Origin of the sequence: Niallia alba (assembly GCF_012933555.1) — a bacterium.
Classification (GTDB): Bacteria; Bacillota; Bacilli; order Bacillales; family Cytobacillaceae; genus Niallia; species Niallia alba.
The window spans coordinates 602,612-619,634 of record NZ_JABBPK010000001.1 but is presented as its reverse complement, the minus strand read 5'-3'; the positions used below and the strand labels follow the sequence as shown (position 1 = coordinate 619,634).

Below are 17,023 nucleotides of genomic sequence, written 5' to 3'. Positions count from 1 at the left end.
CTATTGATGGAAAGCTTCTTTATTATAAAGCAAGTGCTGGATTACCTTTGGATATAGTTGGTGCTCCAATACTTGGATTTTCTCCTGAATGCTTTCCCTTGTTTCTTCTTCTGTTAAAGTAATTGCCTCTTGCGCTATAATTGGTCCTGTATCCATCCCCGCGTCCACATAATGAATCGTAATGCCCGTTTGTGAAACTCCTGCCTCTAAAGCTTGACCAATTGCATCCTTACCTGGAAAAGCTGGCAGAAGAGACGGATGAATATTGATAATTTTTCCTGCAAAAGCTTGTAAAAGCGTACCACCTACTAATCTCATATATCCTGCAAGAACAATTAAGTCAATCTTGTTCGTTTTTAGATGTTTTAAAATTTCTCGTTCGTAGTCTGCTTTTTCTTGATAATTCTTTGCTGCAAAAACAAAGGTGGGAATTTCTTCTTTCATCGCTCTATCAATAACATAAGCTCCCGGTTTATCAGAGACTAATAGGGTAATAGAAGCATTCAATTCGCTTCGTTTTACTGCATTTACTATTGCCTGAAAGTTCGATCCGTTACCAGAAGCAAAAACAGCAATCCGCTTCATTTCCATTCCTCCACCATTATTTGAGGATGATCTTTATTTCTCCATCCTCTGTAACTCTTCCGATTGTATAAGCCTTTTCACCAATACGAGCAAAATGAGCAATTACTTGTTCCTCTTCTTCTTTACTAACAGCAAGGACCATTCCAGTTCCCATATTAAAAATGTTATACATTTCCTTGCGGTCAATCCCGCCGATTTTCTCCATTTTTTTAAAGACAGCTGGGACTTCCCAATTCGATTCATCCAATTCCATTCCAAATCCCTCTGGAAGCATTCTTGGAATATTTTCGATAAATCCGCCTCCGGTAATATGAGCGAGACCTTTAATATCAAATTCCTTTAGAGCAGAAAGAACTGGTTTGACATAAATTCTAGTCGGCTTGATTAATTCTTCTCCTAATGTACAACCAAATTCTTCGATATAATCAGATAGAGACATATTAGCTTGTTCAAAAAATAATTTTCGTACAAGGGAGTAGCCATTGCTATGAATTCCATTAGAAGCTAGACCAATCAAGACATCACCTGCTTGAATTGTTTCGCCAGTTATCAGATTTGCCTTTTCACAAGCTCCTACAGCAAAGCCTGCTAAATCGTATTCTTCCTCCTCATACATTCCTGGCATCTCCGCTGTTTCTCCGCCAACCAAGGCACATCCGGCTTGTTCACACCCGTCTGCAATTCCTTTGACAATCGCCTCGATCTTACTAGGCTCTGCTTTTCCACAAGCAATATAGTCAAGGAAATAGATAGGTTCTGCTCCTTGGACTACAATATCGTTTACACACATTGCCACAGCATCGATTCCAATCGTGTCATGCTTATCCAGCATAAAAGCGAGCATTAGCTTTGTTCCTACTCCATCTGTTCCTGATACTAAAACAGGATTTTGCAAATTTAGAACAGATAAATCGAACATGCCCCCAAATCCGCCTAATCCACCCATCACGCCTGGACGAATTGTTTTTTTCACATGCTTTTTCATTCTTGTTACTGCTTCATAGCCTGCCTCTATATTAACTCCTGCTTGTTTATAAGCCTCAGCCATTTTGTGCCTCCTAAAAAGTCTGTTTTGATTCAATGGAAAAGCGACATCTACTCATGCCGCTTTTTCTTTTTTTTATGTTCCGTATTCTTACACCTTTTCATATGGGTGATCAGCATTTGGATAAATTTCAGTTGGGTATTTACCAGTAAAGCAGGCTAAACAATGCCCTCTATTTTCTCCATCATCTGTACGACCAATCGCATCAATCATTCCTTCTGTACTTAAGAAGATAAGAGAATCAGCTCCAATTATTTCACGAAGTTCTTCTACTGAATATTTTGATGCAATTAACTCTTCTTTTGTTGATGTATCAATTCCATAGAAGCAAGGATTTTTAATTGGTGGAGAACTGATTAGTACATGTACTTCTGTTGCTCCTGCTTCTCTTAACATCGTCACAATACGTCTACTCGTGGTTCCACGAACAATGGAATCATCGACCATAATCACTCTTTTTCCTTCTACCACTCCGCGAACAGCAGAAAGCTTCATCTTGACGCCTTGCTCACGAAGAGATTGGGAAGGTTGAATGAATGTTCTACCAACATAGCGATTTTTAATCAATCCAAGCTCATACGGAATGCCAGTTGCTTCCGCATATCCGATTGCCGCAGAAATACTAGAATCTGGTACTCCAGTGACTACATCTGCTTCAATTGGTGCTTCAAGTGCTAATCTTTTCCCAAGATTTTTACGTGCTGTATGAACATTAATCCCATTGATATTACTATCAGGTCTGGAGAAATAGACATATTCCATTGTGCACATTGCGATATTAGAAGCGACAGAGAACATCTCTGAACGGAAGCCATTATCATCGATGATTAAAAGTTCTCCTGGTAAAATATCACGAATAAACTCTGCTCCTACCACATCAAAGGCACATGTCTCTGAGGCAACAACATAAGCATCTCCTAATTTTCCTAAAGAAAGGGGACGCATTCCATTTGGATCTAAGGCAACCATTAATTCTGTTTCCGTTAAAATAAGAAAAGCATACGCACCTTTAATCATTGTCAGTGCATTTTTCACTCTTTCTTTAAACGCGGCAAATCCGCCTCTTCTAATTAAATGAGCAAGGACTTCCGTATCAGAGCTTGTTTGAAAAATACTTCCTTGCGCTTCTAGTTGGCTTTTTAAAGCAGTAGCATTTACTAAATTTCCGTTATGAGCAAGTGCCATGCTTCCACTTTGGAAGTGGAACAGAAGAGGCTGGACATTTTCGTATCCGCCGCCTCCTGCTGTTGCATAACGTACATGTCCAATGGCCGCTTTTCCATTTAATTCTTTGATTGCTTCTTGGGTGAAGATTTCTGAAACTAGCCCTTCTCCTTTAATTCCTTTTAACTTCTCCCCATCTGTTGCCACAATACCAGTGCCTTCTTGGCCACGATGCTGTAAACTATGCAGTCCATAATATGCTAATTGAGATGCATCTTCATGTCCCCAAACACCAAAAATGCCACATTCTTCATTTAACCCTCTTATTTCAGCAAGCATGGAATAGCTCCTCTCCAGGCATCCGTTAACGAATCGACCTGTTCATTTACTAGAATAGTTTCCCCTTGGCTAATGGTAAGAACGGCTGAATCTGTCACTTCTCCTACTAGTGTAGCAGGAACTAATTTTTCAAAAGTTTCTTTGTTTTCTGGTTTAATAGAAAGCAAGAAACGTGATTGAGATTCACTGAATAGTGCTGTTACTGCATCAGCTGTAACCTCTACTTTTGCTCCTAAATTTTTTGAGCTGATTAGGCTTTCTGCAACTGCGACTGCTAAACCGCCTTCTGCTAAATCATGAGCGGACTCTACAACGCCTGCACGGATGGCTTCTAGTACTGCTTTTTGATAAGCTTTTTCCACTTCTAAATCTAAGGAAGGTGCCTTGCCGGAAATAGAACCCTCTAGCATTTTTTGTAATTCACTTCCGCCAAAGTCTGCTTTTGTTTCTCCAAGCACATAAATTAAGTCACCAGCTGCTTTAAAGCTTTGGGTAGTAACATCTTTCGTATCTTTTATTAATCCAACCATCCCAATAACAGGAGTAGGATAGATGGCTGTTCCATTTGTTTCGTTATATAGAGAGACATTTCCACCGATCACTGGCGAATTTAATGCTAAGCAAGCTTCACTGATTCCATCTGCTGCTTTTTCAATTTGCCAAAAAATCTCTGGTTTCTCTGGATTTCCAAAGTTTAAGTTGTCTGTAATAGCAAGTGGTTCTGCTCCAGAACATACGATATTACGAGCTGCTTCTGCTACTGCAATTTTACCGCCTGTTTCTGGATCTAAGTATAAGTATCTTGCATTACAGTCTGTTGTCATCGCTAATGCTTTCTTTGTTCCACGAATACGTACCACTGCTGCATCAGAACCTGGTGCAACTACTGTACTCGTACGAACCATATAGTCATATTGATCATAAACCCACTCTTTACTTGCAATAGTAGGCTGTTTTAGTAGATTAAGAAGTGTTTCTCCGTAGTTATCTACAGTAGGAATATAGTTTTCCATTGCTTGGAACTCGCTGTAATAAGCAGGTTCACTAGATGGTTTGTGATATACAGGTGCATCCTCTGCTAGAGCATCTGCCGGAACATTTGCAACTACTTCCCCTTTATGAAGAAGACGAAGCATTTTATCATCTGTTACAACCCCAATTGCTACTGCCTCTAAATCATATTTATGAAAAAGATCTTTAATTTCTTGCTCTCTTCCTTTTTTCACAACAATTAGCATACGCTCTTGTGATTCAGAAAGCATCATTTCATATGCTGTCATTCCTGTTTCGCGCTGTGGTACTAAATCTAAATTCATTTCAATACCTGAACCAGCTTTACTTGCCATTTCTGCACTTGAACTTGCTAGCCCTGCAGCCCCCATATCTTGAATACCTACTAATGCATCTGATTGAATCAATTCAAGACATGCTTCTAAAAGAAGCTTTTCCATAAATGGATCTCCTACTTGTACAGCAGGACGCTTTTCATCGGAGTTCTCTGTTAATTCTTCAGAAGCAAATGTCGCACCATGGATACCGTCACGGCCTGTTTTAGCACCTACATACATCACTGTATTACCAACTCCATGTGCCTGCCCTTTTTTAATATCCTCATGATTAATTAAGCCAACACACATAGCGTTAACAAGCGGGTTCCCAGCATAAGAATCATCAAAGGCAATTTCCCCGCCGACTGTTGGAATCCCAATACAGTTTCCATAACCTGCAATTCCAGCTACTACTTCTTTAAAAAGGTATTTCGTACGGTCATTATCTAATTCACCGAAGCGTAATGAGTTAAGAATGGCAATTGGTCTTGCTCCCATAGAGAAAACATCACGAATAATTCCACCTACACCAGTTGCTGCTCCTTGATATGGCTCAATTGCTGACGGATGGTTATGACTTTCAATTTTAAAAGCAACCGCTTGACCATCGCCAATATCTACAATTCCTGCCCCTTCACCAGGTCCTTGTAACACTTGAGGCCCTGTTGTTGGGAATTTTTTTAATACTGGCTTTGAGTTTTTGTAACTACAATGCTCTGACCACATTACAGAAAATAGTCCAATCTCTGTGTAGTTAGGAAGGCGACCGAGAATTCCTTCTACCATCGCAAACTCTTCATCCGTCACACCCATTTGTTTGTAAATTTCTTCTGCTTTAATTTGTTCTGGACTCGGTTCAAGCATTAACGACATTTGCTTCCCTCCACTGACTAACGATTGATTTAAATATTTTCAGACCATCTGCTCCGCCTAAAAGCTCATCAACTGCTCTTTCTGGGTGAGGCATCATCCCAAGAACATTACCTTTTTCATTCATGATTCCAGCAATATTCTCCAAACTTCCATTTGGATTTGTGCCATTATAAGTAAATACGATTTGGTTATTTGCTTTCAATTTCGCCACTGTTTCCTCATCACAGTAGTAATTGCCTTCTCCGTGTGCAATTGGTACGGTAATTACTTCGTTTTCTTTATATTCAGAGGAGAACATAGAATTATTGTTTGTTACTTTTAGTTCTACTGGCTTGCAGATGAACTTTAAGCTTTCATTTCTTCTCATGGCACCAGGTAGTAAACCTGCTTCTAATAGTATTTGGAATCCATTACATACACCAAGAACCGGCTTGCCTGCTTCTGCTGCTTTCACTACTTCTTTCATTACATTACTGAATCTTGCGATCGCTCCTGTACGAAGATAGTCTCCATAGGAAAATCCCCCCGGCAGCAAAATTCCATCAAAGCCTTCTAAACTGTCTGTATCATGCCATACGTATTCTACGTTTTCTCCAAGCTCATCCTTCACCGCATGAAACATATCCACATCACAATTGGATCCTGGAAACACGATTACTGCAAACTTCACTGTGCAACAACCTCCTCAACCTCATAGCGGTAATCTTCAATAACCGTATTAGCAAGCAGCTTTTCACACATTTCCTTTACCAGCTCATCAATGTTTCTTTCAGATTTATCAATCGTTAATTCTAAGTATTTTCCGATACGTACATCTTCTACTTCTTTGTAATTTAATGAATGCAACGACCCCTTCACTGCATTTCCTTGTGGATCTAATACACTTTCTCTTAAGGTGATATATACTTTAACTTTAAACATGTTGACTGCCCCCTAGTCTCGCTAAAATATTTTCATAAGCATCTGTTAGATTTCCTAAATCACGTCGAAATACATCCTTATCTAATTTCGCATTGGTTTCTTTATCCCAAAGGCGGCATGTATCTGGAGAAATTTCATCAGCAAGTAGAATATTTCCTTCTTTGTCTTTTCCGAATTCCAACTTAAAATCAACTAAATTAATTCCCAAGTCTCCGAAAAATCCACTTAATACTTCGTTTACTTCGAGTGCCTTTTTCTTTAATAATGCAACTTCTTCTATATCCGCAAGCTTTAATTCTTCGATATGGTCTTCCGTAATCATTGGGTCACCTAACGCATCATCCTTGTAATAGAATTCAACCAACGGCTTTGATAACGGAATGCCTTCTTCTATTCCTAATCTTTTTGAGAAACTGCCCGCTGCTAAATTACGAACAACTACTTCTAATGGAATTATGTCCACTTTCTTTACAAGCTGCTCTGTTTCAGACAATTTTTCTACGAAATGTGATGGAATACCAAAGTCTTTTAACTTTAAAAATAGTAGACTAGTAATCTCATTATTTAATCGACCTTTGCCTGTAATAGTTGCTTTCTTCTCACCATTAAAAGCAGTAGCGGAATCCTTATATTCCAACCACACAATATTCTCATCCGAAGTTTCATACACTCTTTTTGCTTTTCCTTCATACAATAAAGCTCTCTTTTCCATTTGAAGAGTCTCCTTATCAAAAAAATTAGGGATAAAACGAAAAATTCATACTTGCAATACCTTACTTAAAATTCGATTTTTTCTGATTTTAAATTTTGTATGAGAGCCGTCATTTTATTGACAGCTCTATTTTTTTATAATCCAAGTCGATCAAAAATTGTATCAACATGTTTAATATGGAAATGGTAATCAAAGCAATCATCAATTTCTTCTTTTGTTAACTTAGAGGAAATTACTGAATCGTTATCTACTAACTGACGGAATGGTACTTGCTTTTCCCATGATTCCATTGCTCTTGGCTGCACAGTGTCATACGCTTCTTCTCTTGTAAGCCCCTTATCAATTAGAGCAAGTAATACTCGTTGTGAGTAAATTAAGCCAAGGGTACGATCCATATTGCGTTTCATATTCTCTGGGAATACAGTTAGATTTTTCACGATATTGCTGAAACGGTTTAACATGTAATTCAATGCGATTGTTGCATCTGGAATAATAATACGCTCTGCAGAAGAATGAGAAATATCTCTTTCATGCCATAGAGGCACATTTTCATAAGCAGTTAGCATATAGCCACGAATAACACGAGCAAGTCCTGCCATGTTTTCTGAACCGATTGGGTTACGTTTATGTGGCATAGCAGAAGAGCCCTTTTGTCCTTTAGCAAAAAATTCTTCTACTTCTCTCGTTTCACTTTTTTGCAATCCGCGAATTTCTACTGCGAATTTTTCAATAGAAGTAGCGATTAATGCTAGAGTAGACATATAATCTGCATGACGATCGCGTTGCAACGTTTGTGTAGAAATCGGTGCAGGTTTCAATCCTAATTCTTCACATACATATTGCTCTACAAAAGGATCAATATTAGCGTAAGTTCCTACTGCACCAGAAATCTTACCATATTCAATCCCTTCAGCTGCCGCTTTAAATCTTTCTAAATTACGTTTCATTTCTTCATGCCATAGAGCAAGCTTCAAACCAAATGTTGTTGGTTCTGCATGTACCCCATGTGTACGGCCCATCATAACGGTATATTTATGCTCTTGTGCTTTATTCTTAAGTACTTCAATAAAGTTCTTGACATCTTTTAATAAAATCTCATTTGCTTGTTTAATTTGGTAAGAAAGGGCCGTATCTACTACATCTGTAGAAGTTAAACCATAATGTACCCATTTTCTTTCTTCTCCAAGTGTTTCCGATACTGCTCTTGTAAATGCTACAACGTCATGTCTTGTATCTAGCTCAATTTCTTTAATACGCTCGATATCAAATGAAGCATTTTCGCGAATTTTTTTTACGTCCTCTTCTGGAATTTCACCAAGTTTTACCCAAGCTTCACAGGCTAAAATTTCTACCTCTAGCCATGCTTTAAAGCGATTTTCCTCTGTCCAAATGTTTCCCATCTCTGGTCTTGTGTAACGATCAATCATTGTTTATCCTCCGATTTTTTCTGTCTGTACATTCCATATGTCCATATTCTCGATTTCATCTAATGCAATTTCAACAGATGAACGAAGCAATGTAGCGTGCCCCATCTTTCTATTTTCCTTTGGATCTTCTTTTCCGTAAAGATGAATCTTCCAGTCCTGTAAATCTGGAATCTTATCAACCACCTGAGCTTGATGTTGACCGAGAATATTAACCATGACAGCAGGTCTTAGTAATCTAGTACTTGCTAACGGCCAATTACACACTGCACGGATATGCTGCTCAAACTGTGAGGTTTCACATGCCTCAATTGTATAATGCCCCGAATTATGTGGTCTAGGAGCCAACTCATTAATATAAATCTCTTCGGCTTCCGTCAAGAACATTTCTACAGCTAGCGTTCCTACTAAATGTAAGTACTCAGCTAACTTGCTCGCTTTTTCTATCGCTAAGTCCTTTGCGAAGTCACTAATTCGAGCTGGAACAATTGATTCATGTAAAATATTATTAAGATGGATATTTTCACTAACTGGAAAAACTGTAGATTCTCCTTTTCCACTTCTCGTGATAATAACTGATATTTCCTTTTCAAAAGGAATCCATTTTTCTAATACACAAACACCACTATTTAAAAGCTTTTCCGCATCTGTTATTTGACTGCTTTCTCTAATAACATATTGACCTTTTCCATCATAACCTCCACGCGCTGTTTTTAAAACAGCTGGATAGCCTAATTGTGCTATTCCATTATAAATATCACTCGTTTTTTCGACAACAACATATGGAGCTATTTTGATACCAGCTTGCTCTATTGCCTGTTTCTCTTTCACACGATCCTGCGTAATTTCAAGTAAGGCAGAGCCTTGTGGAACATAAGTATTGTTCGTTAGCCAATCGAGACAAGCTGCATCTATATTTTCAAATTCATACGTAATGACATCACTAATTTCCGCTAACTTCTTAATTGCTGATAGACTATCATAGGCATCTACAATTTTATAATCAGCTACCTGGCCACAAGGTGAGTCTTCTGTAGGATCTAACACGGCAATTCTAAATCCCTGTGCTTTTGCTGCAATTGCCATCATACGCCCTAACTGGCCGCCACCTATAATGCCAATTGTTTGACCTGGCAGTATTATTCTATTAGACAAGCTCATCACTACTTTCCATCACTTCTTTTTTCGTTCTTTCTCTCATGGAAAAAAGTCTTTCTGCTAATCCTAAGTCTGTAGTTCCAATTATTTGGGCTGCAAGAAGTCCTGCATTTGTAGAACCTGCTTTTCCAATTGCTACAGTTGCAACAGGAACTCCTCCAGGCATTTGTACAATTGACAATAAGGAATCAAGTCCATTTAAAGCTTTTGATTGAACAGGGACTCCTATAACTGGTAAAGTCGTCTTAGCTGCGACCATTCCTGGAAGGTGTGCTGCTCCGCCAGCTCCTGCAATAATTACTTTAATCCCTCTATTTCTAGCACTTTCGGCATATTCAAACATTAAGTCAGGAGTACGATGAGCTGAGACTACTTTTTTCTCATAGGCTACTTCTAGCTGATCTAATATGCTACAAGCATGTTTCATTGTTTCCCAATCTGATTTACTCCCCATGATAACACCAACAGATGCGGTCATGTTCTCCCTCCTGATTCCATTTAAAAAAGCCCTAGACAGAAAACTTCTACACTAAAAGAGAGAAAGTATCTGTCCAGAGCTTAATAAACCTGAAAAAAATAAACTTCTACTTTTTTCAGCTCTTTTTCATTCACTTTCCCTCATAGTCCAGTATTTTACGGTTACTGGGTAGAAACTTATGGACCATATTCCCATTATTATATGAGGGCTATTCAATTAATTTTATTTATTATCTTGTTTACTAACACTATACCATCTTAACAAGCATATTTATATGTTGTCAACAGTAAATGTCGAACGATTAATATAAATTCATTTTTATTGTTCGTGATTTAACTTTCTAACTGTACAGCTTCAAAGATTATTTGCTGTGATACTGGCTCATAAGTCATATGACCGTTCCCCTTTACTTCTTTAAAAACAGGCTTTTCCAATCGCTTTATCGGTGTATAACCTTCCTTCTTCATTCTGTCTAAACAGTCATTAATTGACTCATTTGTTTGCACTTCAAATCTTTTTTTCTTACTCATTAAATAATTTTCCTTTCTTGACACTTTTCACCCAAAATCCGCCATAAATTGTTTTAGGCTCATATGCAATAATAAATGCTTTTGGGTCTAGTTCTTTAATTGTTTGATATAATTTTAATTCATATTTTCGCGGAGTCAATATTTGCAAGGACATACGGTCACCTTCCAAGCCCTGTGCTGCCCACGTAGTCACACCATAACCTTTTGTTCTTAAGGAATTGGGCAAATCACGATCATATTCCTTCGTTATTACATTAACAGTAATATATCCTAAAGCCAGCTTTTCCTCAATCTTCATTCCAACTACGACTCCTATTCCATATCCAACCGCATAGGCAATCAAGTTTTGAATTTGATCCAAATTATCTAAAACTAATCCTAAACCAATAACATAAACGACTACCTCTATCATACTGATAAAGGCAGCTAGATAACGTTGCCCCTTTAAAGTTAGTATCATCCGTATCGTAAAGAAAGAAACATAAACAATATTAATTACGAGAATAATAAATATCATTGTAGCACTATTTTCAAACATACATTTTCTCACTCCCATATGTATTTATAATTCCTATATCATACTTATAATTACCTAATGCGAGAGAAGTAAACAATTTTATCTCCCTTGACAAAAGACAGATAAATCTGAAAAGTTCCTATATAATAGAAGAAAGTCGGATTTTTTTATGTGTAATATGGTGGCTTAGTTCTAATTGAAAAACGAGTGTGAAGGATTTTTGTTGTTTCTATAAGAAAAGATATGATGAAGAGTAATAAGTATGTACTATTTTGTTAGCATCCACCTATTAGGCCTTTAGTTGAGGGAATAGGTCTAATACGATATAATCCAAAGATCACAATATGATCCACCAAAAAATATATGGTCAAAATCACAAAGATATGAGCAAATCATGATATTTATGTTCCAAACTATCTATTAGCTATTTAGTTTGCTAACGTTCAAAAAAAGACCTAAAAGCAATAAGCCTTTAGGTCTTTTCATTTGCCTGGCGACGTCCTACTCTCACAGGGGGGGAACCCCCAACTACCATCGGCGCTGAGAAGCTTAACTTCCGTGTTCGGTATGGGAACGGGTGTGACCTTCTCGCTATCGCCACCAGACTATTTTATTTTGAGGTTATTCCCTCAAAACTAGATTATGAAGTAAAAGAAAGAAATAAGTAATCTTTCTTAGCTTACGCTAAGAGTTTTTTAGTTAAGTCCTCGATCTATTAGTATCAGTCAACTCCACATGTCGCCACGCTTCCATCTCTGACCTATCAACCTGATCATCTTTCAGGGATCTTACTAGCTTACGCTATGGGAAATCTCATCTTGAGGGGGGCTTCATGCTTAGATGCTTTCAGCACTTATCCCTTCCGCACATAGCTACCCAGCGATGCCTTTGGCAAGACAACTGGTACACCAGCGGTGCGTCCATCCCGGTCCTCTCGTACTAAGGACAGCTCCTCTCAAATTTCCTACGCCCACGACGGATAGGGACCGAACTGTCTCACGACGTTCTGAACCCAGCTCGCGTACCGCTTTAATGGGCGAACAGCCCAACCCTTGGGACCGACTACAGCCCCAGGATGCGATGAGCCGACATCGAGGTGCCAAACCTCCCCGTCGATGTGGACTCTTGGGGGAGATAAGCCTGTTATCCCCGGGGTAGCTTTTATCCGTTGAGCGATGGCCCTTCCATGCGGAACCACCGGATCACTAAGCCCGACTTTCGTCCCTGCTCGACTTGTAGGTCTCGCAGTCAAGCTCCCTTGTGCCTTTACACTCTACGAATGATTTCCAACCATTCTGAGGGAACCTTTGGGCGCCTCCGTTACTTTTTAGGAGGCGACCGCCCCAGTCAAACTGCCCACCTGACACTGTCTCCCACCCCGATCAGGGGTGCGGGTTAGAATGTCAATACAGCCAGGGTAGTATCCCACCAATGCCTCCACCGAAGCTGGCGCTCCGGCTTCCAAGGCTCCTACCTATCCTGTACAAGCTGTACCAAAATTCAATATCAGGCTGCAGTAAAGCTCCACGGGGTCTTTCCGTCCTGTCGCGGGTAACCTGCATCTTCACAGGTACTATAATTTCACCGAGTCTCTCGTTGAGACAGTGCCCAGATCGTTACACCTTTCGTGCGGGTCGGAACTTACCCGACAAGGAATTTCGCTACCTTAGGACCGTTATAGTTACGGCCGCCGTTTACTGGGGCTTCAATTCAGAGCTTCGCACTACACGTGCTAACCCCTCCTCTTAACCTTCCAGCACCGGGCAGGTGTCAGCCCCTATACTTCGCCTTGCGGCTTCGCAGAGACCTGTGTTTTTGCTAAACAGTCGCCTGGGCCTATTCACTGCGGCTCTCTCGGGCTTTAACACCCAAAAGAGCACCCCTTCTCCCGAAGTTACGGGGTCATTTTGCCGAGTTCCTTAACGAGAGTTCTCTCGCTCACCTTAGGATTCTCTCCTCGCCTACCTGTGTCGGTTTGCGGTACGGGCACCATAAATCTCGCTAGAGGCTTTTCTTGGCAGTGTGGAATCAGGAACTTCGGTACTATATTTCCCTCGCCGTCACAGCTCCGCCATATGGTAATGGGATTTGCCTCATTACCGGCCTAACTGCTTGGACGTGCTAATCCAACAGCACGCTTACCCTATCCTCCTGCGTCCCCCCATTGCTCAAATGATTTAAAGGTGGTACAGGAATATCAACCTGTTGTCCATCGCCTACGCTTTTCAGCCTCGGCTTAGGTCCCGACTAACCCTGAGCGGACGAGCCTTCCTCAGGAAACCTTAGGCATTCGGTGGATGAGATTCTCACTCATCTTTCGCTACTCATACCGGCATTCTCACTTCTAAGCGCTCCACCAGTCCTTACGGTCTAGCTTCAACGCCCTTAGAACGCTCTCCTACCACTGACATCATAGATGTCAATCCACAGCTTCGGTGATACGTTTAGCCCCGGTACATTTTCGGCGCAGAGTCACTCGACCAGTGAGCTATTACGCACTCTTTAAATGGTGGCTGCTTCTAAGCCAACATCCTGGTTGTCTAAGCAACTCCACATCCTTTTCCACTTAACGTATACTTTGGGACCTTAGCTGGTGGTCTGGGCTGTTTCCCTCTTGACCACGGATCTTATCACTCGTAGTCTGACTCCCAAGAATAAGTATTTGGCATTCGGAGTTTGTCTGAATTCGGTAACCCGATGGGGGCCCCTAGTCCAAACAGTGCTCTACCTCCAATACTCTCAATCTTGAGGCTAGCCCTAAAGCTATTTCGGAGAGAACCAGCTATCTCCAAGTTCGATTGGAATTTCTCCGCTACCCACACCTCATCCCCGCACTTTTCAACGTGCGTGGGTTCGGGCCTCCATCCAGTGTTACCTGGACTTCACCCTGGACATGGGTAGATCACCTGGTTTCGGGTCTACAACCACATACTATTTCGCCCTATTCAGACTCGCTTTCGCTGCGGCTCCGTCTCTTCAACTTAACCTCGCATGTAATCGTAACTCGCCGGTTCATTCTACAAAAGGCACGCTATCACCCATAAAAGGGCTCTAACTACTTGTAGGCACACGGTTTCAGGATCTATTTCACTCCCCTTCCGGGGTGCTTTTCACCTTTCCCTCACGGTACTGGTTCACTATCGGTCACTAGGGAGTATTTAGCCTTGGGAGATGGTCCTCCCTGCTTCCGACGGGATTTCTCGTGTCCCGCCGTACTCAGGATACACTCAAGAGGGAACGAAGTTTCGACTACAGGGTTTTTACCTTCTACGACTGACCTTTCCAGATCGATTCGTCTACCCCGTTCCTTTGTAACTCCATATAGAGTGTCCTACAACCCCAAGAGGCAAGCCTCTTGGTTTGGGCTAATCCCGTTTCGCTCGCCGCTACTCAGGGAATCGCGTTTGCTTTCTCTTCCTCCGGGTACTTAGATGTTTCAGTTCCCCGGGTCTGCCTTCAGTACCCTATGTATTCAGGTAAAGATTCTATCCCATTACGGATAGAGGGTTCCCCCATTCGGAAATCTCTGGATCAAAGCTTACTTACAGCTCCCCAAAGCATATCGGTGTTAATCCCGTCCTTCATCGGCTCCTAGTGCCAAGGCATCCACCGTGCGCCCTTTCTAACTTAACTTAGTTGTCGGCTAAAGATAAACTTCACATCTCTTCGTCAGCTTCTTCACTCTGCTCCTCACGTACTGTCGTACGCTCCGGTGCTCGCTCCGTCGCTTCCTTGACCTGCTCGTTTCTCTTTACCCTCCATTCTTTGAATAGGTATTCGTTTAATACGATTACTTTTCAAAGAAATAATTCTCTAACATAGAGAATCTAAGATGGCGATTACTCGGTTTCTTTCTTGTTTTTACTATTCATAATCTAGTTTTCAAGGAACAATTTCGGCTAAAGATAAACTTCGCATCTCTTCGTCAGCTTCTTTGCTCTGCTCCTCACGTACTGTCGTACGCTCCGGTGCTCACTCAGGCACTTCCTTGATCTACTTGTTTCTCTTTACCCTCAAACTTCTTACTGTTTTGAGGAATTAATTGCTCCCTCAAAACTGAACAACAAATCGTCAACAATCTATGATGGAATGTAAATTCCATTTTCCTTAGAAAGGAGGTGATCCAGCCGCACCTTCCGATACGGCTACCTTGTTACGACTTCACCCCAATCATCTATCCCACCTTAGGCGGCTGGCTCCAAAAAGGTTACCCCACCGACTTCGGGTGTTACAAACTCTCGTGGTGTGACGGGCGGTGTGTACAAGGCCCGGGAACGTATTCACCGCGGCATGCTGATCCGCGATTACTAGCGATTCCAGCTTCATGTAGGCGAGTTGCAGCCTACAATCCGAACTGAGAATGGTTTTATGGGATTTGCTCGACCTCGCGGTTTTGCTGCCCTTTGTACCATCCATTGTAGCACGTGTGTAGCCCAGGTCATAAGGGGCATGATGATTTGACGTCATCCCCACCTTCCTCCGGTTTGTCACCGGCAGTCACCTTAGAGTGCCCAACTTAATGCTGGCAACTAAGATCAAGGGTTGCGCTCGTTGCGGGACTTAACCCAACATCTCACGACACGAGCTGACGACAACCATGCACCACCTGTCACTCTGTCCCCCGAAGGGGAACGTCCTATCTCTAGGAGTGTCAGAGGATGTCAAGACCTGGTAAGGTTCTTCGCGTTGCTTCGAATTAAACCACATGCTCCACCGCTTGTGCGGGCCCCCGTCAATTCCTTTGAGTTTCAGCCTTGCGGCCGTACTCCCCAGGCGGAGTGCTTAATGCGTTTGCTGCAGCACTAAAGGGCGGAAACCCTCTAACACTTAGCACTCATCGTTTACGGCGTGGACTACCAGGGTATCTAATCCTGTTTGCTCCCCACGCTTTCGCGCCTCAGCGTCAGTTACAGACCAAAGAGTCGCCTTCGCCACTGGTGTTCCTCCACATCTCTACGCATTTCACCGCTACACGTGGAATTCCACTCTTCTCTTCTGCACTCAAGTCCCCCAGTTTCCAATGACCCTCCACGGTTGAGCCGTGGGCTTTCACATCAGACTTAAAGGACCGCCTGCGCGCGCTTTACGCCCAATAATTCCGGACAACGCTTGCCACCTACGTATTACCGCGGCTGCTGGCACGTAGTTAGCCGTGGCTTTCTGGTTAGGTACCGTCAAGGTACAAGCAGTTACTCTTGTACTTGTTCTTCCCTAACAACAGAGCTTTACGATCCGAAAACCTTCATCACTCACGCGGCGTTGCTCCGTCAGACTTTCGTCCATTGCGGAAGATTCCCTACTGCTGCCTCCCGTAGGAGTCTGGGCCGTGTCTCAGTCCCAGTGTGGCCGATCACCCTCTCAGGTCGGCTACGCATCGTTGCCTTGGTGAGCCGTTACCTCACCAACTAGCTAATGCGCCGCGGGCCCATCTGTAAGTGACAGCGAGATGCCGTCTTTCAGCTTTCCACCATGTGGTGGAAAGAATTATCCGGTATTAGCTCCGGTTTCCCGAAGTTATCCCAGTCTTACAGGCAGGTTGCCCACGTGTTACTCACCCGTCCGCCGCTAACTTTAAAAGCAAGCTTTTAAAGTCCGCTCGACTTGCATGTATTAGGCACGCCGCCAGCGTTCGTCCTGAGCCAGGATCAAACTCTCCAATAAAGAGTTGATTAGCTCATTGCTAAACTCTAGCTTTTTTGTTACTTGTTTTTGTTCTATAACGTTCGTTATAAAACGATTATTGTTGACGTTTGTTTGTTCAGTTTTCAAAGAGCAATTTGTTTGTTGCTTATCAGAGGCAACTTTTATATAATATCACAATGTTCATTTGAAAGTCAATAACTTTTTTAAAAAAAATTCAACTGTCAAACTATCATACCGGCGTCGCTTTAGAAGCAACTTTTATATAATAACAGGTTATTACCCTTTTGTCAGCAGTTTATTCAAAAA

12 protein-coding genes, 3 rRNA genes and 1 riboswitch are annotated in these 17,023 nt (G+C 41.6%); all 15 genes read right to left on the bottom strand.

Annotated elements, in window-relative coordinates:
• Positions 1–585, bottom strand: coding sequence for a phosphoribosylglycinamide formyltransferase (gene purN / locus HHU08_RS03135; protein ID WP_016205039.1), 585 nt, complete (start codon positions 583–585; stop codon positions 1–3).
• Positions 586–601: 16 nt separating this feature from the next.
• Positions 602–1,633, bottom strand: coding sequence for a phosphoribosylformylglycinamidine cyclo-ligase (gene purM, locus HHU08_RS03130; RefSeq protein WP_169187777.1), 1,032 nt, complete (start codon positions 1,631–1,633; stop codon positions 602–604).
• An 87-nt stretch (positions 1,634–1,720) separates the two neighbouring features.
• A complete protein-coding gene (gene purF / locus HHU08_RS03125) occupies positions 1,721–3,133 on the bottom strand; it encodes an amidophosphoribosyltransferase (RefSeq protein WP_016205037.1) in 1,413 nt (470 codons plus the stop codon).
• Positions 3,118–5,334 carry a phosphoribosylformylglycinamidine synthase subunit PurL gene (gene purL / locus HHU08_RS03120; RefSeq protein ID WP_016205036.1) on the bottom strand — a complete coding sequence of 739 codons (2,217 nt, stop codon included), beginning with the start codon at positions 5,332–5,334 and terminating at the stop codon, positions 3,118–3,120. Before purL ends, purF begins: the two co-directional genes overlap by 16 nt.
• On the bottom strand, positions 5,318–6,004 hold the full coding sequence (purQ, locus tag HHU08_RS03115) for a phosphoribosylformylglycinamidine synthase subunit PurQ (protein WP_169187775.1): 687 nt from the start codon (positions 6,002–6,004) through the stop codon (positions 5,318–5,320). Before purQ ends, purL begins: the two co-directional genes overlap by 17 nt.
• Positions 6,001–6,255 carry a phosphoribosylformylglycinamidine synthase subunit PurS gene (gene purS / locus HHU08_RS03110; RefSeq protein ID WP_016205034.1) on the bottom strand — a complete coding sequence of 85 codons (255 nt, stop codon included), beginning with the start codon at positions 6,253–6,255 and terminating at the stop codon, positions 6,001–6,003. Before purS ends, purQ begins: the two co-directional genes overlap by 4 nt.
• Entirely contained in the window at positions 6,248–6,967 is a 720-nt protein-coding gene (purC, locus tag HHU08_RS03105) for a phosphoribosylaminoimidazolesuccinocarboxamide synthase (RefSeq protein WP_016205033.1), read from the bottom strand. The genes purS and purC overlap by 8 nt, the downstream gene beginning before the upstream one ends.
• 134 nt (positions 6,968–7,101) lie before the next feature.
• Positions 7,102–8,394 carry an adenylosuccinate lyase gene (purB, locus tag HHU08_RS03100; protein WP_169187774.1) on the bottom strand — a complete coding sequence of 431 codons (1,293 nt, stop codon included), beginning with the start codon at positions 8,392–8,394 and terminating at the stop codon, positions 7,102–7,104.
• A 3-nt stretch (positions 8,395–8,397) separates the two neighbouring features.
• Positions 8,398–9,552 (bottom strand): 5-(carboxyamino)imidazole ribonucleotide synthase, encoded by a 1,155-nt coding sequence (purK, locus tag HHU08_RS03095; RefSeq protein WP_016205031.1) that lies wholly within the window; start codon positions 9,550–9,552, stop codon positions 8,398–8,400.
• Positions 9,539–10,027, bottom strand: coding sequence for a 5-(carboxyamino)imidazole ribonucleotide mutase (gene purE / locus HHU08_RS03090; protein ID WP_169187773.1), 489 nt, complete (start codon positions 10,025–10,027; stop codon positions 9,539–9,541). The genes purK and purE overlap by 14 nt, the downstream gene beginning before the upstream one ends.
• Positions 10,028–10,150: 123 nt before the next feature.
• Positions 10,151–10,252: riboswitch (purine riboswitch) on the bottom strand.
• A gap of 107 nt (positions 10,253–10,359) precedes the next feature.
• On the bottom strand, positions 10,360–10,557 hold the full coding sequence (locus HHU08_RS03085) for an NETI motif-containing protein (RefSeq protein ID WP_016205028.1): 198 nt from the start codon (positions 10,555–10,557) through the stop codon (positions 10,360–10,362).
• A complete protein-coding gene (locus tag HHU08_RS03080; protein ID WP_169187772.1) occupies positions 10,550–11,095 on the bottom strand; it encodes a DUF2179 domain-containing protein in 546 nt (181 codons plus the stop codon). The genes HHU08_RS03085 and HHU08_RS03080 overlap by 8 nt, the downstream gene beginning before the upstream one ends.
• Before the next feature lie 467 nt (positions 11,096–11,562).
• A 5S ribosomal RNA gene (gene rrf, locus HHU08_RS03075) occupies positions 11,563–11,679 on the bottom strand.
• A 90-nt stretch (positions 11,680–11,769) separates the two neighbouring features.
• Positions 11,770–14,707: ribosomal RNA gene (locus tag HHU08_RS03070) — 23S ribosomal RNA — on the bottom strand.
• Between the two features lie 478 nt (positions 14,708–15,185).
• Positions 15,186–16,735, bottom strand: a 16S ribosomal RNA gene (locus tag HHU08_RS03065).
• Together the 16S, 23S and 5S rRNA genes form the textbook arrangement of a ribosomal RNA operon.
• Positions 16,736–17,023 lie beyond the last annotated feature (288 nt).

What these genes read in the sequence shown, in the direction of transcription:
- purN (WP_016205039.1), bottom strand. Translation starts at nt 585, where the DNA reads ATGAAGCGGATTGCTGTTTTTGCTTCTGGTAACGGATCGAACTTTCAG.
- purM (WP_169187777.1), bottom strand. Translation starts at nt 1,633, where the DNA reads ATGGCTGAGGCTTATAAACAAGCAGGAGTTAATATAGAGGCAGGCTAT.
- purF (WP_016205037.1), bottom strand. Translation starts at nt 3,133, where the DNA reads ATGCTTGCTGAAATAAGAGGGTTAAATGAAGAATGTGGCATTTTTGGT.
- purL (WP_016205036.1), bottom strand. Translation starts at nt 5,334, where the DNA reads ATGTCGTTAATGCTTGAACCGAGTCCAGAACAAATTAAAGCAGAAGAA.
- purS (WP_016205034.1), bottom strand. Translation starts at nt 6,255, where the DNA reads ATGTTTAAAGTTAAAGTATATATCACCTTAAGAGAAAGTGTATTAGAT.
- purC (WP_016205033.1), bottom strand. Translation starts at nt 6,967, where the DNA reads ATGGAAAAGAGAGCTTTATTGTATGAAGGAAAAGCAAAAAGAGTGTAT.
- purB (WP_169187774.1), bottom strand. Translation starts at nt 8,394, where the DNA reads ATGATTGATCGTTACACAAGACCAGAGATGGGAAACATTTGGACAGAG.
- purK (WP_016205031.1), bottom strand. Translation starts at nt 9,552, where the DNA reads ATGAGCTTGTCTAATAGAATAATACTGCCAGGTCAAACAATTGGCATT.
- purE (WP_169187773.1), bottom strand. Translation starts at nt 10,027, where the DNA reads ATGACCGCATCTGTTGGTGTTATCATGGGGAGTAAATCAGATTGGGAA.
- HHU08_RS03085 (WP_016205028.1), bottom strand. Translation starts at nt 10,557, where the DNA reads ATGAGTAAGAAAAAAAGATTTGAAGTGCAAACAAATGAGTCAATTAAT.
- HHU08_RS03080 (WP_169187772.1), bottom strand. Translation starts at nt 11,095, where the DNA reads ATGTTTGAAAATAGTGCTACAATGATATTTATTATTCTCGTAATTAAT.